Annotated in this window: 22 protein-coding genes; 11 read left to right on the top strand and 11 right to left on the bottom strand. The window is 38.4% G+C overall.

Annotation, left to right across the window (positions count from 1 at the left end):
* Positions 1–18 precede the first annotated feature (18 nt).
* Positions 19–2052 carry a BatA domain-containing protein gene (locus G9H65_RS08290; protein WP_166374879.1) on the top strand — a complete coding sequence of 678 codons (2034 nt, stop codon included), beginning with the start codon at positions 19–21 and terminating at the stop codon, positions 2050–2052.
* Here the strand turns inward: G9H65_RS08290 and G9H65_RS08285 are convergent.
* The gene (locus tag G9H65_RS08285; protein ID WP_166374878.1) at positions 2026–2703 is read right to left on the bottom strand and encodes a YggS family pyridoxal phosphate-dependent enzyme; all 678 of its coding nucleotides are present in this window, start codon (positions 2701–2703) and stop codon (positions 2026–2028) included. The two genes, G9H65_RS08290 and G9H65_RS08285, sit on opposite strands and share 27 nt — an antisense overlap.
* Positions 2704–2814: 111 nt before the next feature.
* Here G9H65_RS08285 and G9H65_RS08280 point away from each other — a divergent pair, with 111 nt between their 5' ends.
* The 5 genes from G9H65_RS08280 to G9H65_RS08260 all read left to right on the top strand — a co-directional run bounded on the left by G9H65_RS08280 (position 2815) and on the right by G9H65_RS08260 (position 7229).
* On the top strand, positions 2815–3792 hold the full coding sequence (locus tag G9H65_RS08280) for a hypothetical protein (RefSeq protein ID WP_166374877.1): 978 nt from the start codon (positions 2815–2817) through the stop codon (positions 3790–3792).
* A gap of 87 nt (positions 3793–3879) precedes the next feature.
* On the top strand, positions 3880–4242 hold the full coding sequence (gene rpsF / locus G9H65_RS08275; RefSeq protein ID WP_109322122.1) for a 30S ribosomal protein S6: 363 nt from the start codon (positions 3880–3882) through the stop codon (positions 4240–4242).
* A gap of 1 nt (position 4243) precedes the next feature.
* Positions 4244–4495: a 30S ribosomal protein S18 gene (gene rpsR / locus G9H65_RS08270; RefSeq protein ID WP_109322123.1), complete on the top strand. Its 252-nt coding sequence runs from the start codon at positions 4244–4246 to the stop codon at positions 4493–4495.
* A gap of 38 nt (positions 4496–4533) precedes the next feature.
* Positions 4534–4977, top strand: coding sequence for a 50S ribosomal protein L9 (gene rplI / locus G9H65_RS08265; RefSeq protein ID WP_166230160.1), 444 nt, complete (start codon positions 4534–4536; stop codon positions 4975–4977).
* Positions 4978–5093: 116 nt separating this feature from the next.
* Positions 5094–7229 carry a sialate O-acetylesterase gene (locus tag G9H65_RS08260; protein WP_166374876.1) on the top strand — a complete coding sequence of 712 codons (2136 nt, stop codon included), beginning with the start codon at positions 5094–5096 and terminating at the stop codon, positions 7227–7229.
* 68 nt (positions 7230–7297) lie between these two features.
* Here G9H65_RS08260 and G9H65_RS08255 read toward each other — a convergent pair whose 3' ends face one another.
* Positions 7298–8530, bottom strand: a complete 1233-nt coding sequence (locus G9H65_RS08255) for an isocitrate dehydrogenase (NADP(+)) (protein WP_166374875.1) — start codon at positions 8528–8530, stop codon at positions 7298–7300.
* Positions 8531–8666: 136 nt separating this feature from the next.
* Here G9H65_RS08255 and purU point away from each other — a divergent pair, with 136 nt between their 5' ends.
* Positions 8667–9500, top strand: a complete 834-nt coding sequence (purU, locus tag G9H65_RS08250; RefSeq protein WP_166374874.1) for a formyltetrahydrofolate deformylase — start codon at positions 8667–8669, stop codon at positions 9498–9500.
* Between the two features lie 54 nt (positions 9501–9554).
* A complete protein-coding gene (ffh, locus tag G9H65_RS08245) occupies positions 9555–10889 on the top strand; it encodes a signal recognition particle protein (RefSeq protein WP_109322127.1) in 1335 nt (444 codons plus the stop codon).
* A gap of 54 nt (positions 10890–10943) precedes the next feature.
* Here ffh and G9H65_RS08240 read toward each other — a convergent pair whose 3' ends face one another.
* The 3 genes from G9H65_RS08240 to def all read right to left on the bottom strand — a co-directional run bounded on the left by G9H65_RS08240 (position 10944) and on the right by def (position 14540).
* Complete coding sequence (locus G9H65_RS08240; RefSeq protein ID WP_166374873.1) at positions 10944–11351, bottom strand: hypothetical protein; 408 nt, start codon at positions 11349–11351, stop codon at positions 10944–10946.
* Between the two features lie 174 nt (positions 11352–11525).
* Positions 11526–13961: a phenylalanine--tRNA ligase subunit beta gene (gene pheT, locus G9H65_RS08235; protein WP_166374872.1), complete on the bottom strand. Its 2436-nt coding sequence runs from the start codon at positions 13959–13961 to the stop codon at positions 11526–11528.
* Between the two features lie 6 nt (positions 13962–13967).
* Complete coding sequence (gene def, locus G9H65_RS08230; protein ID WP_166374871.1) at positions 13968–14540, bottom strand: peptide deformylase; 573 nt, start codon at positions 14538–14540, stop codon at positions 13968–13970.
* Positions 14541–14696: 156 nt separating this feature from the next.
* On the opposite strand from def, the gene G9H65_RS08225 reads away from it, so the two are divergent.
* The 3 genes from G9H65_RS08225 (at position 14697) to bioB (ending at position 18252) form a co-directional block, all read left to right on the top strand.
* Positions 14697–15314 carry an inorganic pyrophosphatase gene (locus tag G9H65_RS08225; protein WP_109322131.1) on the top strand — a complete coding sequence of 206 codons (618 nt, stop codon included), beginning with the start codon at positions 14697–14699 and terminating at the stop codon, positions 15312–15314.
* Positions 15315–15407: 93 nt separating this feature from the next.
* Positions 15408–17183 carry a signal peptide peptidase SppA gene (gene sppA / locus G9H65_RS08220; protein WP_166374870.1) on the top strand — a complete coding sequence of 592 codons (1776 nt, stop codon included), beginning with the start codon at positions 15408–15410 and terminating at the stop codon, positions 17181–17183.
* 49 nt (positions 17184–17232) lie between these two features.
* The gene (bioB, locus tag G9H65_RS08215) at positions 17233–18252 is read left to right on the top strand and encodes a biotin synthase BioB (protein ID WP_166374869.1); all 1020 of its coding nucleotides are present in this window, start codon (positions 17233–17235) and stop codon (positions 18250–18252) included.
* A gap of 708 nt (positions 18253–18960) precedes the next feature.
* Here bioB and tnpA read toward each other — a convergent pair.
* The 6 genes from tnpA to G9H65_RS08185 form a co-directional block, all read right to left on the bottom strand.
* Positions 18961–19353 carry an IS200/IS605 family transposase gene (gene tnpA, locus G9H65_RS08210; protein WP_166374868.1) on the bottom strand — a complete coding sequence of 131 codons (393 nt, stop codon included), beginning with the start codon at positions 19351–19353 and terminating at the stop codon, positions 18961–18963.
* Positions 19354–19556: 203 nt separating this feature from the next.
* On the bottom strand, positions 19557–19985 hold the full coding sequence (locus G9H65_RS08205) for a GNAT family N-acetyltransferase (RefSeq protein WP_166374867.1): 429 nt from the start codon (positions 19983–19985) through the stop codon (positions 19557–19559).
* Positions 19986–20124: 139 nt separating this feature from the next.
* Entirely contained in the window at positions 20125–21702 is a 1578-nt protein-coding gene (gene rny, locus G9H65_RS08200) for a ribonuclease Y (RefSeq protein ID WP_166374866.1), read from the bottom strand.
* Positions 21703–21758: 56 nt separating this feature from the next.
* On the bottom strand, positions 21759–22049 hold the full coding sequence (locus G9H65_RS08195; RefSeq protein WP_166374865.1) for a cell division protein ZapA: 291 nt from the start codon (positions 22047–22049) through the stop codon (positions 21759–21761).
* Positions 22046–22375 carry a hypothetical protein gene (locus tag G9H65_RS08190; RefSeq protein WP_166374864.1) on the bottom strand — a complete coding sequence of 110 codons (330 nt, stop codon included), beginning with the start codon at positions 22373–22375 and terminating at the stop codon, positions 22046–22048. The genes G9H65_RS08195 and G9H65_RS08190 overlap by 4 nt, the downstream gene beginning before the upstream one ends.
* 13 nt (positions 22376–22388) lie before the next feature.
* Positions 22389–23891 carry a lipopolysaccharide biosynthesis protein gene (locus G9H65_RS08185; RefSeq protein ID WP_166374863.1) on the bottom strand — a complete coding sequence of 501 codons (1503 nt, stop codon included), beginning with the start codon at positions 23889–23891 and terminating at the stop codon, positions 22389–22391.
* Positions 23892–23949 lie beyond the last annotated feature (58 nt).

Raw genomic sequence — 23949 nt, 5'->3', positions numbered from 1 at the left:
TTTTGTATTTTAGAGGATATGAATATTCATTTTGCCCATCCCATGTATTTATGGGCCTTATTGGGATTGATCATACCCCTTTGGATGCATTTTTACCACAAAAAGGCAGCCAAGGTTTTGTATTATTCGGATTTAAGTTGGTTAGAAAAGATTCACCAAGAAGGAAAGGGCTTAAAGCAGGTTCAAAAATTCTGGCTCCTTTTGGCCCGATTGCTGAGTTTATTTTTTTTGATTTTGGGATTCGCTAATCCTTTGGGCCCAATATCCTTCCAACGGAATGCTAAGTCAAAATTGATCCTCTATGTAGATAATAGTCCCGCCCAAGTTTTGGTAGCCAGAAAGGCTTTTTTAGCGAAATCGACAAGTCTACCTGCTAGTCCAAATGGACAAGCGCATTTATTTTTTAATGATTTTGAAAGCCAAGATTTTGAACCAAAAGCTTGGCCTCAAATCAGGGAACATTGGAATCAACGAGGGCCCGGTTTGGAACCAATCAAGGCATCACAAATTGTGACACATTCCCAGCAAATAGCGGAAGAAAATCAGCAGGAGCCATCACTGTATTGGTTTTCTAACTTTCCCAAAAATAAAACATTACCTAGTTTTCCCAACAAAGGGACTTACGTGTTACAGCCGTTTCCAGCGATAAATTTGGATAATGTTTTTGTCGATAGTGTATATTTATCCAATAAGTTCATTCGCCCCAATACCAGTTATGAATTAATTGTTCGTCTGAAAAATGGAGGCACTCAAGCTGCCAATAAAAGACAAATATCCCTGTATTTGAATGATTTTATGATGGCGACTCAGTCGGTCACTTTGGAGCCAGCGGAATCAAGTGAGCTCAGGTTCCCATTTTCTTTGACTAAATCAGGCGTGTATCGGGCTAAACTATTGTCGGATGATCCCGTAGCATTTGACAATAATTTTTATTTTATGTTACAAAGTTCCGCAGCACGTAAAATTTATGTGGTTGGGAATGCTCAAAATCTAGAGAAGGTATTTGAGAAAGAGGAATTTTTTGAGTTCAAATCCATTCAAGCTTCGGAAATATTACCCGCTCACTTACCAGAGGATGCTTTTGTATGTTTGGTGGGTGTTGAAGATAGGACAGCCACGGATTGGAAGGCATTGAATACTTGGGTCAGTCAAGGACATTCCTTGGCAATAATTCCAAATAATAGTCCCAATGAAGCCATTCTACAAGATCTAAATCGCTTTTTGGCTGGTACAGGTAAGCAGTTGGTACAAACCTCCACTTCGGAGTTACCGGTTCAGCAAGTTTCTTCCCGACAATCTTTTTTTCAGGAGATTTTAGCTAAAAAGTCCTTGAATAATGCGGCTAAGTTATGGACATCCAAGCCTTTGTGGGAATGGAATCCAGGAAATGAAGTACTTATTTCTTGGATGAATGGGAAGCCCTTTTTAGAGAAATTGAAAGTGGGCCAGGGGACAGTATTTTTGTTTTCATCCCATGTAGTAGCTCCACAAGATGGATTTAATAAACATGGTTTATTTTTACCTGTTTGGCATGAAATGGTCTTATCCAGTGGTATGAGTCCCGTATTACATCAACGAATTAGTTCTCAAGGAATTGAAATCAAAGCCAGTGCTGATTTTGTATATCAATCTTCCGAGAAAAGTTTGTTAAACTGGCGAAAGCAAGGGAAAAACTTTATTCCTGAACAAAATTGGTTGGGTAAATCGTGGTTGTGCCGTATTCCTCAGGCCATGATGCAGGATCTTAGGTCGGGAGCCAATGGTTTTATCGAGGCGCAAATTGGAGGAAAAACCTTGGCTACATTAGCATTGAATTATCCCAAAGAATTCAGTCAATTGGCCACGTATTCAAAAAAGGAATTGGAAGAGCATTATGCCGATCAGAAACAAGTTAGTATAAGCCAAGAAGTTCCAACGGGTTTAGGGGAAGATTATCCACGTACGAGCTGGGCTTTATATTGCTTTGGTTTAGCATTATTTTTCTTTTTGGTAGAAATGGCCTTAGTGCTTTGGAATAGTCGATCCTCAAGAACGAGCTCCGTAAATCGCTGAGCCCACCCGAACCATGGTAGATCCTAACTTAGCGGCTAGGAGGTAATCCCCCGACATGCCCATGGATAATTCTTGCCACGTTACAAGGCCTGTGTTATACGCTGTTTGTTGGGTTTGTAGTTCGATGAATACATCATGCAATGCTTGAAATTCAGCGGCGACTTGAGCTTCATTGTCGGTAAAACTGGCCATTCCCATTAAGCCTAGTATTTTAATGTGTTGCAATTCGGCAAATTCAGGACTAGCTAGTATACTCAATAACTCGCCTTTATCAAGTCCAAATTTACTTTCTTCTTGCGCAATGTACATTTGAAAAAGGCAGGGAATGATGCGCCCTAGTTTTTTTCCTTGAGCATCAATCTCTTTTAATAGGCGAAAAGAGTCCACGGAATGAATCAAATGAACAAAGGGCGCAATGTATTTTACTTTATTGGTTTGCAGATGGCCAATTTGATGCCAACGGATATCGGTTGGTAATTGACTTTGCTTTTCCACCATTTCTTGAACCCTGTTTTCCCCAAAATCGAGTATGCTTGCATCGTAAGTGGCTTTCAGTTCATCGATACTGCGGGTTTTGGTTACTGCTATGAGTTTCGCAGAACTAAATTTCAATTGGGCTTGAATCTCTGAAATATGTTGTGCGATGGACATGTTGGAAATTTGTTAAAGATTGAATGAAGAAAAAAATAAAAGTAAAATTAATTTATTATTTTTGATTCTAGGAGTTTGATATACGTCAGCTCTTACCAGAAAAATTTGAACATGGAGTCAGATACTATGAGTTCCAAGGAAAAGGGTCAGCAGCGGGTTATTGGAGTGCTTTCTTTGCTTCTTCTTATAATGAGCGGGCTTTGGGTGTGTGAGCATTATCAAATCCAGCTATTTTCCTTGGGAAAAACAGAAGGAAAGTTTGCGGAAAGTGCTAGTGAGCAGCTGGATTCAATCTCCAAGCAATTGCAATTGCGCATGATTCAAATCAAGAAATTAGGTGGTCGGGTGAGTGAGCTAGAGGTGGCCCGTGAGCAAATATTGGGTGATAAAAAGGAATTAGCTGAAAATCCTAAAATGAATGAGGCTGATTTTAAACAGAAGTTGGCCTATTATTTGCGTTTATTGGGATTGAAAGATCAAGAAATCAAGAAATTAAGAAGAGAGAATTCGTTTTTATTAGCAAGAAATGATTCATTGAGTCGAGAAGCAAAATTATTGCAGGACGGTTTGTCCAATGTTCAAAAAGCCTTAAAAGATTCATCTGAAACGTTTGGTGTCAAGCAAAGAGAACTGAGTGAGCGTTCACGTATCTTAGAAGTTAGAAATCAAGAGTTGGTCGAAAAGGTTTCAGTGGCGGCAGCCTTAAGGGCCGAAGGGGTGAATGTCTACGCCATTTCTTCTCGAGGAAAGGAAGTGGGGATTCATAAATCCAAGAAGATTGATAAGATTCGTGTGATTTTCCATCTACAAGAAAATCCATTAGCCTCTAAAGAAGTTAAAACCATTTATTTGCGCATCATAGAACCGACGGGTCAAACCTTGTCGGATTATTCACTGGGTTCGGGAACTTTGAGTTTTAAAGGTAAAGAGCTGTCTTACACGGCAAAGCAGCGCATTTTTTATGAAAATAATCACCAGTCGGTGGAATTCATTTATGCTCGTTCTGTTCCTTATCGAGAAGGAAAGCATGAAATTGAGTTATATGCGGAAGGTTTCCTCATTGGGCTCGGGACATTCGAAGTTAAATAAGCAATTATTTCTTACAAGTTTTTGATTGTGAAGTATTTTTGATACTTTTGCAGTCCAATTTTAATTTTTTACTAACAACAATTTTTTATGGAATTAAAAAACTATGAGACGGTGTTCATTTTAACTCCCGTTTTGTCTGAACAACAGACAAAGGACGCCGTTGAAAAATTCAAGAAAGTGTTGGTAGATAACGGTGCACAAATTGTTCATGAAGATGCATGGGGCTTACGCAAGTTGGCTTACCCAATCCAGAACAAGCACACAGGTTATTACCAGATTTTTGAATTTTTAGCGGCACCAGCATTAATTGCTAAGCTTGAACTTGAATACAAGCGTGATGAGAAGGTTATTCGCTTCTTGACATTAGCCTTAGACAAGCACGCGGTTGCGTATAATGAGAAAAAGAGAAAAGGTTTAGTAGGTAGAAAACCAGAAAAAACAGAAGCATAAGATGACACTTGTAAACGAACCTGTAGATAAAAATAGTAATCGTAAAAAATATTGCCGATTTAAGAAATCGGGTATTAAATACATTGATTTTAAAAATCCAGATTACTTATTAAAGTTAGTGAACGAGCAAGGAAAAATCTTGCCTCGTCGTATTACTGGTACTTCGTTGAAATTTCAACGTAAAGTTGCGCAAGCAGTAAAAAGATCACGTCACTTGGCTTTAATGCCATATGTAGCTGACGGTTTAAAATAGACCAGGTACATCCTAATAACATTTGATTTTATACAAAAATGGAAATAATATTAAAAACGGATATTGCTGGATTAGGCTACAAGAACGATGTCGTGGTTGTGAAACCAGGTTATGGTCGTAACTACCTAATTCCACAAGGTTTTGCTATGATGGCAACACCGTCCAACCGCAAAGTCTTGGCTGAAAATATCAAGCAAGCGGCACATAAAGTGGAAAAAATTCGTCAAGATGCTACTGATTTAGCTGCAGCTATTGGTGACATGAATTTAACGATTGTTGCTAAAACTGGTGATAGCGGTAAAATCTTTGGTCGCGTAACTAGTCTTCAAATCTCAGAAATGTTGAAAGAAAAAGGATTCGATGTTGATCGTAAGAAAATCTCATTCGATAGTGAAGTGAAAACCATTGGTGATTACGCAGCTACTTTGGATTTACACAAAGAAGTGAAGCACAAAGTAACTTTCTCTGTTGTTTCTGAATAAGAAATAAATAGTATTTGGTGGGAAGTCGTATCAGATTTAATCTGGTACGACTTTCTTATTTTATGGCGATGTGATTTTTGGAATATATCCCTAAATTAGCAATCTAATTTTCATCTATGAAGAAAAGTATACTGCTCTTATTGATAGGTCTTTGCGTACAAGCTGTTCAGGCGCAAGTCAGTATTTCTTATCCTCATTTCCGTCAAGTCTTTCAGCGTAATAACGTCAATGAAGCCACATTTTCTGTGTTGGGGAACTATGCAGGTAATATTGATCATGTTCAAGCTAAATTGGTTCCTGTTCAAGCAAATCAAGGTCAAACGCTTGATTGGTTTACCTTAGATGCGAAGCCTAAAGGGGGTGTTTTTCAAGGAAATATCGTCGCTAAAGGAGGCTGGTATCAATTAAAAATACGCACAGTCTTAAATCAACAAATTAAAGATAGTACGAGCTTAGGTCGTGTTGGGGTTGGAGAAAATTTTATTATTTCCGGTCAATCTAATGCAGAAGGTACATTTAGAAAACCCAATGATACTCAGGCGATCGATGATCGGGTGATAGCTGCTAATTTCTACAACTTTTTCAAAGAATATAATCCAAGCCCTAATTATAAATACATAGGAGAGCATAATTTAGATTTTCCCATGACCGAGTTTCGGAAGATTGATTCTACTGTGACGATTGGACCTATGGGGCTTTCTAATTTTTACTGGCCAATATTGGGAGATTCTTTGGTGAAAAAGTACAATGTGCCTGTTTGTTTTTATAATACAGCTTGGGTGGGAACAGGAATTAAGAATTGGGCTGAATCTTCACGGGGTGTTCTAACAGCTAATCAATGGGCTCCTAGTATCTATTATCCCAAGGGATTTCCTTATGCTAATTTAAGGAGAGCCGTGGAAATATATGGTCAAAAAAATGGTGTAAGGGCTATCCTTTGGCATCAAGGGGAGAATGATGCCTTTCATAAAACACCTGCCGCAGAGTATAAAAATTATTTCATTGAGTTAATAAATACCTTAAGAAGGCATACAGGGATGGATGTGCCTTGGCTGATTTCAGAGGCTACTTCCGTTTCAGTTCAGCTATCGGATGGGACATGTACGCCCACTATTTGGGATGCGGGAATCGTACAGGCTCAAAAGGATATGGTAACTTCTAGTGGAATTCCATTTTTGTATTCTGGTCCTAATACGGAAAATGTGGAGATTCCTAGGAAATCGGATTGTATTCACTTTTCGCGAGGAGCCTACGTCACTTTAGCCGATTTATGGTTTCAGAAAATATCCAGTCAATTGGACGCCATTAAATTTCCTATTTCATCCAAAGCCATGCCAAACATCCAATTGGCTTGTGGACCTAACAATGAATTATCACTCGATTTAACGACAAATTTCAAAAAAATCACTTGGTATAATACTTCTTCAGGAAATGTTGGAAATTTATTGAAAAAGCAGTTGTTGACATCAGGTCAATATTCGGCAATATTAGAAGATGATTTGGGTAATCAATTTAGTATGCCCAGCTTAGCATTCAAAAGCTTACCTCTGCCATCTAAACCTACTATTCTAGTTATGGGCGATTCTCTCTTTTGTGAAGGTCAGTCTGTTGAATTGAAGATGCAAGCAGGAGTAGGCCTTATTTATTCATGGTCAAATGGCATTCAAGGAAATAGTATAGTTGTTAAAAATTCAGGGCTTTACCAAGTAAAGGCCCATGATGCGGATGCTTGTAGCTCTGAGTATTCTAACAAAGTGCAAGTTCAATCCTTACCTGTACCAACGGCTACCATGGAGGTATTCGGTTCGTATATGTTAAAGGCAACTAGTACCAATATGGATTCCAATATCGGGTATTCATGGGAAAAGAATGGAAGCCTTTTGGCAGAAAAGTCAGGTTTATTGCGACTAAAAACCTCGGGAAAATATAGTTTACAGATTGCTAAAAAATACAGTAATTCGTTGACTTGTCTTAGTCCAAAGGTGGAATATGATTACACTTTGCCAGATGATGGAGGACTTTCTGTATTTCCCAATCCCGCCATTGATAACATCAGTATTGAAAGTATCGCCACATTAGCTGGAGCGGAATATTACCTTTATACGATAGATGGGCGCGTGGCTTTACAAGGGAAAATCAGTCAAGATGGAGTTTATACGATGAATCTTAGCGGTATACATTCGGGTAAATATCAATTGGTCTTGAAATCTGAAGGGCAGGTTTTTACAAAGGGGGTCGTTATCGTTAAATAAAAATTGTGCTCAAAAAAATGCCCCTCGAATATTCGAGAGGCATTTGAATGATATCACAATAAGAAAGTTTATTTTCCTAAAGCCGCTTTTAAATTTTCATCTAAAGCCGTTAAGAATTCTTCTGTGTATAAGTAATGCTCACCATGTTGAACTTTGTTTCCATGGATACATACCGCTAAATCTTTTGTCATTTTACCAGATTCCACTGTTGCTACGCAAACTTTTTCTAAGGTTTGGCAGAAATTAATCAAAGCCTGGTTGTTATCCAATTTACCACGGAACTCTAAACCACGTGTCCAAGCAAAGATGGAAGCGATTGGGTTGGTAGAAGTTGGTTTTCCAGCTTGGTGATCACGGTAGTGACGAGTCACTGTTCCGTGAGCCGCTTCTGCTTCCATTACTTTACCATCTGGAGTAATCAAGACAGAAGTCATTAAACCTAATGAACCAAAACCTTGAGCTACTGTATCCGACTGAACATCGCCATCGTAGTTCTTACAAGCCCAAACAAAATTACCATTCCATTTTAAAGCAGAAGCTACCATGTCATCAATTAGACGGTGCTCATAAACAATACCTTTGGCATCGAATTGAGCCTTGTAATCTGCTTGGAAGATTTCTTCAAAGATATCTTTGAAACGACCATCGTATTTTTTCAAGATGGTGTTCTTCGTAGATAAGTAAAGCGGCCAGCCTTTGCTCAAAGCCATGTTAAAGCAAGAGTGAGCAAAACCACGGATAGACTCATCTGTGTTGTACATGGTTAAAGCTACACCATCGCCTTTAAAGTTATACACTTCAAAAGTCTGAGCATCACCACCATCTTCTGGAGTGAAAGTAACCGTTAATTTACCTTTTCCTTTAGTAACAAAGTCCGTTGCACGGTATTGATCTCCAAAAGCGTGACGACCAATCATGATAGGAGCAGTCCAGTTAGGAACTAAACGAGGCACATTGGCACATACGATTGGCTCTCTAAATACCGTTCCATCCAAGATATTGCGGATAGTACCGTTTGGCGACTTCCACATTTGTTTTAAATCAAATTCAGTTACACGAGCTTCATCAGGAGTGATGGTAGCACATTTGATACCTACACCATATTTCTTGATGGCTTCAGCAGCCTCAATCGTTACTTGGTCATTGGTTTCATCACGGTATTCTACACCTAAGTCATAGTATTTAATATCTACATCTAAATAAGGTAAGATCAATTTATCCTTGATGAATTTCCAAATGATTCGGGTCATTTCATCGCCGTCAAGTTCTACGACCGGGTTAGCTACTTTAATTTTTTCCATTGTTTAATACAAGTATATGATGTTACGTTCTTAAAATTACCAGACTACGTCTTGATAATCCTGCAAAGGTAAAGACTAAATCTTTTTTACTCCATTATTTCGGGCTAAATTTGAAGAATTTACGAATAAATTTTTCATGGAGACGATTATTAAAATTGCTTGTAGGGATGAGAAGGGTTTGGTTCATAAAATTACGGGCATCTTGTACGAACAATTGGTTAATGTAACTCAAACCAATGAGTTTGTGGATGAGGGTTCGGATCGTTTTTTCATGCGTATCTCCTTTACTGGTCCATGCGATTTAGTCTTGGTTCAGGAGCGATTAATTTCCATGTTACCCAAGCAAGCAGAAGTGGAAATCATTCCGCCGAAGCAAAAGCGGGTGCTAATTTTAGTGACTAAAGAGCACCATTGTTTGGGGGAATTATTAATTAAGTATCAATATCAAGATCTGAATTTTAAGGTTGATGCCGTGATTGGAAATCACGAAGATTTAGCTTCTTTATGCCAACAATTTCAAGTACCCTTTCATTTTATATCGGCTGGCGGTTTGGAAAGGGAAGCCCATGAGGTGTTGCTCAATCAGCAAATCGAATATTATCTACCTGATTTAATTGTTTTGGCCAAATACATGCGGATTCTAACACCGCAATTCTCTTTGAAACATAAAGGGAAGCTGATCAATATCCATCATTCCTTTTTGCCGGCTTTTATTGGGGCTAGACCATATCAGCAGGCATTTGATCGGGGAGTAAAGATTATTGGAGCTACGGCTCATTTTGTGACAGACGATTTGGATGAAGGTCCGATTATTTGTCAGGAAATTGTTCCCGTCAATCATACCTATTCAGCCAAAGATATGTCCAAGGCTGGAAAAGATGTGGAAAAAATTGTCTTGGCAAAGGCTTTGCGTTTGGTTTTAGAGGATAGAGTATTTATTCATCAAAACAAGACCATATTATTTGAATAATTTTTGCTTGAAAAAGCGTAAATTGCATTCCCTTTTTTTAATCGATTCAATATTATGTTTGAGAATTTAAGTTCAAAGTTAAACTCTGCCATGCGTACCCTGAAGGGGAATGGTCGAATTACGGATGTCAATGTAGCGGCAACTGTGAAGGAAATTAGAAGAGCCTTGATGGATGCCGACGTGAACTATAAAGTTGCCAAGGAAATCACTGATCGAATTAAGGAGCAGGCTTTGGGTCAAAAGATTTTGATTTCGGTAGAACCTGGTCAATTGTTGGTAAAGATTGTGCATGAGGAGTTGACTCAATTGATGGGTGGACAAAAACAAGAAATCAATCTTAAGGGCGATCCTTCTGTGGTGTTAATTGCGGGTCTTCAAGGTTCGGGTAAGACCACTTTCTCTGGAAAATTAGCTCAATACATTAAAAAGGGAGGTCGTCAGGTTTTGTTAGTTGCCTGTGATATTTACCGTCCTGCGGCGATTGATCAGTTGAAAGTGTTGGGTGAGCAAGTTGGGGTAGAGGTGTATGCGGAACCTGAAAATAAAAATGCGGTTAGCATAGCAGAGAATGCTTTGTCTTATGCCCGTAAAATGGGTAAGAAAGTCGTGATTGTGGATACCGCTGGTCGTTTGGCTGTGGATGAAGCGATGATGAATGAAATAGCAGCGGTAAAAGCAGCGATTAAGCCAACGGAAATATTGTTTGTGGTGGATTCCATGACGGGTCAAGATGCGGTAAATACAGCCAAAACATTCAATGACCGTTTGGATTTTGATGGGGTGGTATTGACCAAATTGGATGGTGATTCACGAGGTGGAGCGGCATTGTCTATCCGTCAGGTGGTAGAAAAGCCTATCAAGTTTATTTCTACTGGAGAAAAGATGGAGGCTTTAGATCAGTTTTATCCTGATCGTATGGCGAACCGTATTTTGGGTATGGGCGACGTACTTTCTTTGGTAGAAAGAGCGCAGCAGGCATTTGATGAAGATGAGGCAGCTCGATTGAATAAGAAGATTCGTCAGAATAATTTCTCATTTGAAGATTTTTATGCGCAGTTGCAGCAAATCAAGAAGATGGGAAATATCAAGGATTTGATGGGCATGGTTCCAGGCATGGGTCAAGCTGTGAAGGATGTCGATATTTCCAATGATTCATTTAAACCAATTGAAGCGATCATTCAATCTATGACGTTGAAGGAGCGTCAAAATCCAGATATATTGAATCCTTCTCGTAAGAACCGTATTGCAGTAGGTTCGGGAACGTCGATCCAGCAGGTGAATAATCTTTTGAAGCAATTTGAAGATATGCGTAAGATGATGCGCATGATGAATAAGGTGCAAGATGGTAAGATGAAAATGCCTAACATGGCCAATATGATGAAGCGCTAAGCTTCATGAGAATTATAGGTAGAAAGGGAGCTAAGGCTCCCTTTTTTTGTGGGTTTAGGCAGGGGGATTTGTTTCTTGGATTTCTACAAGATGGGTTAATGCATCCATCATATAGGTAATTGGAGAAAAGATGAGAAAGGCATAGGCCATGAATTGGGAATTGATTTTATAAACCATTGGGAAACCAATCGCCATGATAGCCAAGGTGAAACGGGGAATTTTATGCCGCATTAATGCTACTTTCAGGTGAATGGACTTGTTATTTGCGGGTATAATCAATGCTTTTGATTTGATTAGTCCAAAAAATACTAATCGCAATTTGAAATGGCCGTAGCTTTTGGATAAGGCCCACAAAGAAATTTCATCTTGTAATGGGAATTTAATACCATCAACTTCCAATTTGGTAGGTATGATATGAGTAAAGTAGGCTGGTATTTTATGGAAATAGAGAACGGTATTCAATGTATTAGAGGTTTTAGTATTAAGTAATGATTATCCAAGCTGACCGAGTGTCATTCTTTTTCAATGCCAAAGTATCTATTTTATTGATATAACAATAGGGGTTAAATCAATTATAAGTTTACTGATAAAATTTTATCAGTAAACTTATAATTTACATAAAAGATGTTTGGGAAATTACTTGCGTATGATAGCCCCTAATTCCTTCTCAAATCGTTGAATGAATCGCTCCATGGTGGAGTCAATCACCTTGTCGGTCAAGGTTTGATTTTCATCTTGTAAGATGAAACTAATGGAATAGGATTTCTTGCCTTCACCTAAATTTTTGCCTTCATAGACATCAAATAGGGCAACTTGTTTCAAGATGTTTTTTTCTGTTTGTTCTGCTACTCGTTGAATCGATTGGAAACTCACTTCTTTATTAATAACTAAAGACAAATCACGACGGACCTCTGGGAACTTAGTAATTTCTTGGTAAACAAAATCTGTTTTCTCCTGTTTTACCCAATAATCCCAGTCGAAATCTGCCATGAAAACATCTTGTTTTACATCAAATTTCTCGGCTAAATTCGGATGAATCATACCAAGTTCTAGGCAACTTTTCTTTTGTACCGAAATGCGTAATCCATAGGCATATACAGAAGAGCCTTCAATGACCTCTGTGTCAAACGGCTTGTTGCCTAAGTGTTGCATAACTGCTTTACACACTTGAAACAAATGGTACAATTGCGTTTTTTGTGGAGCATGATCCCATGTTTCCCCCTGCCATAAACCTGTAGCATATAAAGTAGCATGGCGCTTCTCGATGTATTTGGCTCCTTTTTTATGGTAGGTTTTACCAAACTCTACTAATTTTAAATCCTTCTGGCGACGGTTGATGTTATGTGCCAAGGCCTCTAATCCATGAAACACCATGTGCTGACGCATGACGCCTAGATCTTCGGATAGTTTATTTAAAATCTCAACAGATTCAAAGCTTAAATCCTTTTCAATCCAAGTATGAAACTCAGCTTTGGTTAGGGAATTGCTAATGATTTCTTGAAATCCTTTGGCTGCCAATTGATGCCCAATAGTTTGTTGGACTTTCTCTTTATCCAGCGCTGGAAATTCTGAAATGAAATGAGCACTTAAATGCTCAGACAATGGGATATTATCCAATCCATGGATTCGCAAAATTTCTTCAATGACATCCGCTTCTCTGGTGACATCTACTCGATAGGCAGGTGCGATGGCCGTGAAACCAGAAGGGCTTACATGGCTTAATTTAAAATCCAGGGCTACTAAAATTTCTTGAACACGCTCAGGCGCTAATTCAATTCCCATGATGGAATGAATGCGCTCATAGGTCATGTCGATATGTGCCAACTCAGGTTGGTTGGGGTAGTAATCTATTAATTGAGAAGCTACTTTTCCACCGGCCAATTCTTGAATCAAGATAGTAGCATATTGTAAGGCCAGTAATTTTGCTTCAATATCAGTACCTCGTTCAAATCGGAAGGAAGCATCTGTTTTTAGGCCATGAACTTGAGATGATTTACGGATGCGTTCAGGTCTAAAATGCGCCACTTCCAAAAATACTCGGCTTGTGTTTTCTTGTATGCTGGAATTAGAACCACCCATGATACCTGCTAAGCCTATTGGTCCATCGGCATCACAAATCATGATTTCTTCTCCATCTAATTGCCGTTCAATGCCATCTAAGGTAGTGAATGGAGTTCCTGCAGCTAAAGATTTGACGAATAGTTTTTGACCATTAATTTGCTTCCAATCATAAGCATGCATGGGTTGGCCTAAGCCGTGACAAATGAAATTGGTGATGTCGACAATGTTATTGATAGGACGTAAACCAATCGCTTGCAAACGATCTTTAAGCCATTCTGGAGATGGACCCACTTTGACTTGATCTATACTTATACCGCAAAAACGCGTACATCCTTCGTCTTCAATTTGAACTTGAATGGGATAGGTATTATCACTTTCTTGGAAGGAACTAACATTGGGTAATTTGATGTCTAATCCACTTACAGCACGTATATCCCTAGCCACCCCCCAGTGAGAAGCAGCATCTGCACGGTTAGGTGTAAGGCCGATTTCAAGTACTAAGTCCGATTGAATGTTGAAATAAGTAGTAGCAGGTGTTCCGTTAGCTAGTTGTGTTTCTAAAACCAAAATGCCATCATGTGAATCTCCAATGCCTATTTCATCTTCGGCACAAATCATCCCTTCGGATACTTGACCGTATACTTTTCTTTTTTCAATGGTAAAAACAGGCTTACCCTCTTTGTCAAACAAAGTGGTACCTGGAGTGGCAACAATTACTTTTTGACCTTGGGCTACATTAGCAGCTCCACATACAATTTGAAGTAATTCTTCCTGTCCTACGTCAACCGTAGTGGCACTCAATGTTTTTTCTTTGACTTGGAATTTTTCACAGCTGATGACTTCACCCACCACAAAGCCTTTTAATCCACCAGGAATTTGATCATGTGCTTCAATGCCTTCTACTTCTAATCCTGTATTGGTTAACAAGACATCCAGTTCATCCGGGCTACCTTGTTGAGGCAGTTGTGATAAGTCTATAAAATCGTTAAGCCAAGTTGTTGAAATCTTCATATTCGATTACCTAGGGAATTTCATTTTATAATCCACAGAAACTTTTCCGCGGGTGATATCCGTTAATTTATTTTTGATCAGGCGCTTTTTGACCACATTTAAGTGGTCGGTGAAAAGGATACCTTCGATATGGTCATATTCGTGTTGAATGATTCGAGCGGCTAAGCCTTCAAATACTTCTTCTTTTTCTTCCCAGTGTTCTGTATAATAATGGATTTTGACATATTCTGGTCGCCATACTTCCCCTCTAATACCTGGGATGGAGAGACAACCTTCTTCAAATCCCCATTCTTCTCCAGTTTCATCTACGATGGTTGGGTTGACGAATACTTTTTTGAAATCAATTAATGAGGAATCTATATCTTCCTCTTCTTCTCCTTCATTCATGGGACGACCATCCACCACAAATAGGCGAATATCTTTGCCGATTTGAGGAGCGGCTAAACCTACTCCACTTGCCGCATACATGGTTTCAAACATGTCTTCGGCTAAAGCAATTAAATCAATACTGCCTGGTTCAATGTCTTTGGCTATCTTCCTTAAGACAGGGTCACCGTAAGGTATGATGGGATATATCATGGTCAATGGAATTCAAACTGCGAATTTAACTAAATTAAATGGAATGCCCGCTAAACCTTTGTGCTTTGGAATGTCTAAACAGGACTGTTTTCAGCATATTTTTTGTAATTTTGTAGGATTAAAACCTGAGTAGCAATTTAACCCAGAAAAAATACCATGAATAGAAACTTCTTTAAGGCACACCCTTGGCACGGAATTCAAATTGGAGATCAAATGCCTGAATTGGTAACGGCTTTTATTGAAATTGTACCGACGGACACCGTTAAATATGAAATAGACAAACAAACAGGCTATTTGAAGATTGATCGTCCTCAAAAGTTTTCCAATATAGTTCCAGCCTTATATGGCTTTTTACCTCAAACGTATTGCGCTGAAGGAATTGCGGAGTTGGCCAGAAAATACTCTGGAAAAGACATTTTACAAGGTGATGGTGATCCCTTAGATATTTGTGTGTTGTCCGAACGTGCCATCACACATGGCGATATTTTATGTCAAGCGATTCCTATTGGGGGAATTCGTATGATTGATAAAGGAGAGGCTGATGATAAAATAATTGCCGTGTTAAAAGATGACCCAATTTATGGTAAATGGAGAGATATTTCTGATGCACCTAAGGACATTGTTCAACGATTGAGGCATTATTTTTGGACTTACAAAATGTTACCAGGTGAGACGAGTTCTTTAGCTGTGGATATTGATGATGTGTATGGTAGAGAGGTGGCGCATGAAGTGATTCGTCAATCTAGAGAAGATTACCGTAAAAACTTCGGATAGTCATATCCCCGTTGTTTGTGAGAATATTCCTTTGAACATAATTTGTGATGGATTGTTATGTATTGACACCAAATTCGCAAAAAATAAATAGATATGTGGCAATTTGTTAAATACACACTGGCAACCATTGTAGGAATGTTTTTATTTCTGCTGGTAAGCATTTTTCTAGTGGCTGGGATAGGTTCCGCCATGAGTTCTTCTGATTCAGAATATGAACTTAAAGAAAATTCCATTTTGAAATTGGACCTAAATCGACCGATGGCTGAGAATGCTTCGAACGAGGATAATCCTTTTTCAGATTTTCCCAATCCGTTTTTTTCTAGTACAGAAAAAATTGGACTTATTCAGATTATATCAGCCTTGGAAAGAGCGCGTGTTGATGATAAAATCAAAGGCGTTTATTTAGATGTAAGTTTTCCCATAGCGGGTTATGCGCAGTTATCTGAAATACGCGATGCTTTAGAGAAATTTAAGAAGTCAGGCAAGTTTGTATATGCATATTCTAATTCATATTCTGAAAAGGCTTATTATTTGGCATCTGTTTCGAACCAATTGTATTTAAATCCGGCAGGTTTATTGGATTTTAATGGAATTTCGGTTCAATATATGTTCTATAAAAAGGCTTTTGATAAGTTGGAAATAGAACCTTTGGTGTTTCGAGTTGGAACGTATAAATCAGCTGTAGAGCCTTTTATTCGTGAAGATATGAGTCCCGAAAGTAAGGAGCAAAGTCTGTCGTTCATTCGTTCGATCAACCAAGTCATATTCAGTAAGATTTCCCAAAGTAAAGGTATTTCTGTACCTCGTTTAGACCGTATTGCTGATAGTTTACAAGCGATGAATCCAAACAAAGCAGAGAAATTAGGTATGTTAAAATTGAGTTATTGGGATCAGTTTGAATCACTTTTAAAGAAAGCGGTAAAAATTGGTGACAAGGAGAAGTTGACTATGGTGAAAATGTCAGACTATCTACATGCTAAAAACCCAATTCCAGAGGTGGAAGGCACGAAGAAGATCGCCATTTTAGTTGCAGAAGGAGAGATTGTAGGAACGCGTGGAGGAGAAGGGTCCATTGGATCGGATGATTTTGTGAAGGAGCTTCGCAAGTTGAGAGATAATTCATCGGTGAAAGCTATTGTATTGCGAATTGATTCACCAGGAGGTTCCTCATTGGCTTCTGATATTATGTGGAGGGAGATCTTGTTGGCAAAAAAAGTAAAACCTGTCATTGCATCTATGTCGAATTATGCTGCCTCAGGAGGATATTACATGGCAATGGGAGCTGATGCTATTGTGGCTCAACCTACTACGATTACGGGTTCCATTGGCATATTTGCTCAATGGTTAAATTTGGAAAATTTCTTTAAGAATAAATTAGGTATAAGCCAAGACCACGTGAATACCCATGAACATTCTCATTTCTTAAACTCTGCAGGTAAATTAAGTGATTTTGAGAAATCCATTATTCAGAATATGGTGAATGAAGGCTATGAGAGTTTTACCAGCAAAGCAGCCGCTGGAAGAAAAATGTCTTTGGAAAAATTGAAATCGATTGCTGGCGGTCGCGTTTGGACGGGAGAGCAAGCTAAGAAAATAGGTTTAGTAGATGAGTTAGGAGGGTTGGATAAGGCCATAGAACTAGCTGCTCAAAAATCAAAATTAAAAGCAGGGGAATATAAAGTAGCCGTTTATCCAAAAGCGAAATCGTTTTTTGATAGTCTGTTAGAGTCTGCTACTTCTTCAGAAGCGATGGAGATGCGTTGGGCAAAATCAAACTTACCTTGGGCAAAATCGGTCTTTGAATTAGATCGTTTGAAGAAGCGTGAAGGCTTTTTAACGATGTTGCCTTATATGATGGAATTGGAATAGTGTTTCGTGTTAAAAGATTTTCAAAGTATCTTTGAGTAAAATTTAAATTATGATTCGTACTAATTGGACCCGTGCCGAGGTGGAGGCCATTTTTAATCAGCCATTTTTAGACTTGGTATATCAAGCGGCAACTGTACATCGCCAATATCATGATCCCAATGAAGTGCAGATTAGTACTTTGTTATCTATTAAAACGGGTGGTTGTCCAGAAGATTGTTCCTATTGTTCTCAGGCAGCTCGTTACCACACCAATGTGAAAGTTCACAAGTTGCTACCTTACAATGAGGTTATTGAAGCTGCATTGCGGGCTAAAGAAAATGGGAGTTCTCGTTTTTGTATGGGTGCGGCTTGGAGAGAAGTGAGAGATAATTCAGATTTTGATAAAGTGATTGACATGGTAAAGGGGGTGAATTCGCTTGGCATGGAGGTTTGTTGTACGTTGGGCATGTTGAGCGAGCAACAAGCTGAGCGATTAAAAGAAGCAGGATTATATGCTTATAACCATAATATTGATACGAGTGAAGAGTATTATGATGATGTGATTACTACGCGGACCTATGATGATCGTTTAGAGACATTAGGAAATGTTCGTAAGGCAAAAATTTCGGTATGTTCAGGTGGAATTATTGGTATGGGAGAAAGTGTGGATGATCGTATTGGGATGTTATTGACGTTAGCCAATTTGCCAGAGCACCCAGAATCTGTTCCAGTAAACAATTTGGTGCCAGTAGAAGGGACTCCGTTTGAAAATCAAAAGACAGCCTCAGTTTGGGAATTGGTTCGAGTGATAGCTACGGCTAGAATTATCATGCCTCGTTCTGCGGTTCGTTTATCAGCAGGTAGATTGGAATTGAATTATGAAGGTCAAGCTTTTTGTTTTATGGCCGGAGCAAATTCGATATTTTCAGGAGATGTATTATTGACGACACCCAATCCAGATGCTAATTCGGATGCTGAATTATTTCAGATTTTGAGTATTAAACCGAAAGAGGCTTTTAAGGATGCCAAGAAGCAAGGTATTGAGTTCAATCAGATACCTAGTGCGCAAGGGTTGGAACATACGCATTAAGAAATATTGGTAAGAAAACAGGAGGCCGGGATTTAAATCCCGGCCTTTTTTATTTATCAGCCATGGATTTAAATCCATGGCGAACAAGTTGGCACATATGAATTTTGTTCTTTATTTAAAGAGTGTCAAACTCCCGGCCTTTTTTATTTATGAGCCATGGATTTAAATCCATGGCGAACATGCTGGAATAAAAGAACTGTGTGCTTTATTCAGAGAGTGTTAAACTCCCGGCCTTTTTTATTTATCAGCCATGGATTTAAATCCATGGCGAACAAGCTGGAATAAATGAACTGTGTGCTTTATTCAGAGAGTGTCAAACTCCCGGCCTTTTTTATTTATGAGCCATGGATTTAAATCCATGGCAAACAAGCTGGAATAAATGAACTGTGTGCTTTATTCAGAGAGTGTTAAACTCCCGGCCTTTTTTATTTATGAGCCATGGATTTAAATCCATGGCGAACAAGCTGGAATAAATGAACTATGTGCTTTATTCAGAGAGTGTTAAACTCTCGGCCTTTTTTTCTTATGAGCCATGGATTTAAATCCATGGCAAACATGCTGGAATATATGAATTGTGTACTTTATTCAGAGAGTGTTAAACTCTCGGCCTTTTTTATTAATGAGCCATGGATTTAAATCCATGGCGAACATGCTGGAATAAATTAATTGTGTACTTTGTTCTTGGAGTTAAACTCCCGGCCTTTTTTATTAATGAGCCATGGATTTAAATCCATGGCGAACATGTTGGTATTTTATGTAATTATATACTTTATTCAAAGCCACTTTTGAGACTGAAAATGCCACATAACCAATCTGCCATTCCAGTTTTGTAGGTAAGGAATATTGTAAATTGATAAACCTTGAACTACTACCTTTTATCTGTTTAATGATGTAAGAAATTGATTTTGTGGAGCAAATTGAAAATAGGCAATGAATGTGATCTGGCATGGAATTGATGATGAGAAGCTGACAATTCATTTTATCCAACTCCTGCTCAATGTGCTTAAATAAGGGGGCTTTTAATTCAGGTAAAATAAATGGTTCTCTTTTTTTTGTTGCCCATACTGCATGTATATAAATTTGAATCAACGAGTCCGACATGTTCATGAATTTTAATTAATTCAATTTCATGAAAACAATAAGATTTTACAATCTACTTTTTGATAATGAGAAATAGAAAATTCTTTTGATTGAAAACAAATCAATTATTTGGAATTTTAGACATTAATTTATCAAGAGAAATGGAAGAATGTACTTTGTGATTAAACGATCGGGAAATACTGAAAGGGAATTAAATACTGGTTTTAGATGACCTTCTTCATTGTATAATGTTGAATTTCCCCAAATAATAGATACGATTCCTTTTCTATAATATAGCCTAAGTTGCTATAGAATGGTACCGCATTTTCACGTGCTTCCAATATGATTTCTTTCCAATTGTTTTCTGTCGCCTTCTGCTCTAAAAAATTCATCAGAAGTTTTCCAATCCCTCGACCTTGGTGTGAACTTGCTACAGCTACACAACGAACTTGCCCTTGTTGGGGACTTGATTCATGCATTCTGGCTACTCCTAATACTTGATTATTTTCAATAGCAAAAACATGGATGGCAGTCGGGTCATCAGAGAGATGTTCTGTACCTAAAGCTTGATTCCAAGGTTCTCGTAAAACCTTGAATCGAAGCTGAAAATAAGCTTCCCATTCTTCTGAATTTTGAGGACTTCGGATTTCCATGTTAAATTTAAAAATGGGGCTAAAAATCTAACGCTGTCAAGGTTTTAAACCTTGACAGCGTTGGGTAAAACTACTCGAATTCAGTCCATAAACCAATCATTAAACTGATTTTTAAATGAAATAATCAATCGTTTGGTTTTTATTTGGCAAAATTAACGGCACGCATTTCACGAATAACCGTTACCTTAATTTGTCCTGGATATTGCATTTCCTTTTCTATTTTTTGAGAAATATCAAAAGAAAGATTTGATGCCTTTTCATCACTCACGTTTTCCGAGTCAACCATAATTCGTAATTCACGGCCGGCTTGAATTGCATAGCATTTTTGAACACCATCAAAAGATGTAGCTAAGGCTTCTAAGTCACGCAAGCGCTTCATATAAGACTCCATCATTTCTCGGCGAGCTCCAGGTCTAGAACCTGAAATAGCATCACAAACCTGAATAATAGGCGAAATCATGGATGTCATTTCAATCTCATCATGGTGAGCACCTATGGCATTACAAACTTCTGGATGTTCCTTGTATTTTTGAGCCAGCTCCATACCCAACAAAGCGTGAGGTAATTCAGGCTCTTCATGCCATACTTTTCCAATATCATGTAATAAACCTGCTCGCTTGGCTAACTTAGCATTTAAGCCTAATTCAGCCGCCATAGTAGCACATAATTTGGCGACTTCACGGGAGTGTTGCAATAGGTTTTGACCATACGAAGAACGGAAACGCATGCGTCCAATCATCTTGATTAACTCGGGATGTAAACCATGAATCCCTAAATCAATCACCGTTTTTTCACCGATTTCAATGATCTCATCTTCAATATTCTTTTTAGTCTTATTCACTACCTCCTCAATGCGAGCCGGGTGAATACGACCATCTTGAACCAAACGGTGCAAAGATAAACGGGCAATCTCCCTACGCACAGGATCAAAGCCCGAAATGATAATAGCCTCAGGAGTATCATCCACGATGAACTCTACACCTGTTGCTGCTTCTAGTGCACGGATATTTCGACCCTCACGACCAATGATTTTTCCCTTAACGTCATCCGACTCAATGTTGAAAACAGATACACAGTTTTCAATTGCATTTTCAGCAGCTGTACGCTGGATCGTTTCAATAACGACCTTTTTAGCTTCTTTTGTTGCCGTTAATTTGGCTTCTTCGATCGCTTGTTTTACCAAGGAACTTGCCTTACTTTCAGCTTCAGCTTTTAACGCGTCCATGATTTGTTGGCGTGCCTCATCAGCAGATAAACCTGCAATTTTTTCCAATTGACTAATCTGATTAGCTAACATAGCCTCAGCTTCTACTCGCTTTTTCTCAACATCCTCTAATTTCTTACGGTAATTTTCTTCTTTGGATTGCAAGCTTTGCTTTTGAGATTGGAGCTCTTGATCTGCTTGCCTCTGTTGCTCTTGTTGTTGAGCCAATTGTCGTTCTTTTTCACGCAATTTTTGCTCATTTTCTACCAAAATACCTTTTTTGTTTTGGGTATCTTCTTCAAATTCAGCACGTAAGCGAAGGAAGTTTTCCTTAGCCTCTAACATTCGGTCTTTTTTGAGATTTTCGGCAGAGATTTCTGCATTTTTGAGGATATCTTCTGCCTTTCTTTTGGCATCATCCTCTATGTTTTTATTTACTTTAGAAAAGAATATTTTTCCAGTAAATACACCACCTGCTAAAAAAACGATGGCTATAACTATTTCTATTATCATGGAACCTGTGGGTTTATTTACATTGGCTCCGTACTTACTGAATCAAGAAAAAGGGGTTATATGGCGTAAATTTCAGTCAATTCTAACAATTGCTTGTTTTCATTCAGGATGTTGGATTCTAATGAACGATGCTGCTCATCAAATTTAATGCCACACATGGCTAAATCCAAAGCGACCAAAGCCATCACAGCACTTGGGTCTGAACTATTTGTCTGTTGTTCATAGTATTTAACCATTCTATTAACCAAATTTGCTGCATTCCTAACACATGCTTCCTCTTGTGGTTCAACCTTCATCGCGATAGTTTGAATGCCCAATATCAGGTTACATGGTAGGTTTTGGCTCATGGTTGACGCAATTGCTCAATACACTGATCTATTTTTACGATATATTCGTCTAACTTTTCCTTCAGTTCAGCAGTCGGTACCGCTGTGTTATCTGTATTAACTACAATTTTAACAATTTTATCTGATTTTTTAAAGTTTTTCTCCAATTCTTTTAATCGCCGTTGCGACTTGTTCAGCTCCTCCATTTTGAGATCTAACTTGTCTTGGGCAAATTGTAGTTGCTCCTTTAATTCACGAATCGTGCCTTCATTTTCCTGCAAACGAGTAACCATCTGACTAAGTTTTAGTCGAAGGTTCAAGTATTGCATTTTAATGTCTTGCTTCATGAATCAATGAAAATTAATTGTTTTTTATCTTAGGCTTCCCACCTTTCCACTGAAATTCCTTCACCAGCAGATATGCTAAAAGTACACATAATCCTGCATTTTGGGTAAAGAACAGAGGTATAGAAATTTGACTTAAATACTTACCAGAATAAATGGCCAATGCCCCTAAACTTATATAGACTAATGCCTCCATCCAGCGATAGGGAGTTGGGTCAAAATACTGCCCTCCTATATAACACATCAAGGTCATGATGACACTGGAAAGAAGAAATGACCAAGCACAAGCCATGTAGCCATACGAGGGGATCCAATAAATATTACCCGCCACCGTAACAGCCAATCCTACCAAGGTGATGATCGTTCCTATATAGGTTTTATTCGTCTGCTTGAACCAAACCGATTGAGTATAATATATGCCCAAAAAGAGGTTTGCCAATAATAATATAGGGACCACGCCAATACCCTCCCAGTAAATGGACTTTTTCAAAAATAATTGCTGTATCCAAAAGAGATTTGAAGAAACCCCCACCCACAATATGGTACAAACAATGACAAACCAATGGGTCACTAAAGCTAAATTCTCTTTGTTATTGGTATGATTTTTCTTTCCCAGGAAAAAGGGTTCTGCGGAATATTTAAAAGCCTGAATAGCCAAACTCATAAAGACTGAAAGTTTATAACAATTGCCATAAATCCCCAAGGCATCTTGGGAGGTTTGCCCTGGATAAAAGCCTTCAGGTAAGTATTCTTCCAGTAATAATCGATCAAACATGACATTGAACATAGCCGCTAAGCTCATGAACATAATGGGATATGAATAGACCCACAAGGAGGTAAATTCTTTCCAGTTCCATTCCCAGCGATATGCCTTAAATTCAGCTCCTAACCAATAAAATAAACTAGCATTTGCAATTAAGTTGGCCATGAATATATAACCGGCACCAATGGAGGGATCGTATAAATCGCGTAAAAATTGTGGCCCAATGTCACCCCAAATGCCATCATGCAGCGGTTTTAAACCTACTAAAAAAACGAGGTTTAAGCCCACATTGATTAAAATCGATATAATTTTAGCTAACACAAATCGCTTGATTTTTTGCTCCAAACGTAATTTGGCAAAGGGAATAGCCGTGATAGCATCTATAGCCAAAATCAATGCCAACCACTTTAAAAAGACTCCTTTCCCAGCATAGCCTAATTGCGCCATCAGTGGGTCAGAAAAGAGAAATAAGATCAAAGTAAATAGACCTGAGGTAACGATGATCGCAGATAAAATCAGGTTGTAATATTTTTGAGGAGCCTCTTTCGCAAAACGAAAATAAGCCGTTTCCATGCCATAAGTGTAGACAATGTTGGCAATGGCCATATAACCATAAAGCTTGACATTAATCCCTAATTCAGCTGGCAAAAATGCCCAAGTATGTACAAATACCAGTAAAAAATTGAGCGAACGACCAAGAATGGTGCTGAATCCGTAAGAAAGGGTTTCGCCTGCTAATTTTTTAAGTATAGACATAGGTTGATGTTACCAAAAACCAAAGTTACATTTTTTACTGAGGAATGCAGGATGACCC

It is taken from the genome of Aquirufa ecclesiirivi, from assembly GCF_011250515.1.
Classification (GTDB): Bacteria; Bacteroidota; Bacteroidia; order Cytophagales; family Spirosomataceae; genus Aquirufa; species Aquirufa ecclesiirivi.
This window is presented reverse-complemented; position numbering and strand designations above follow the sequence as displayed.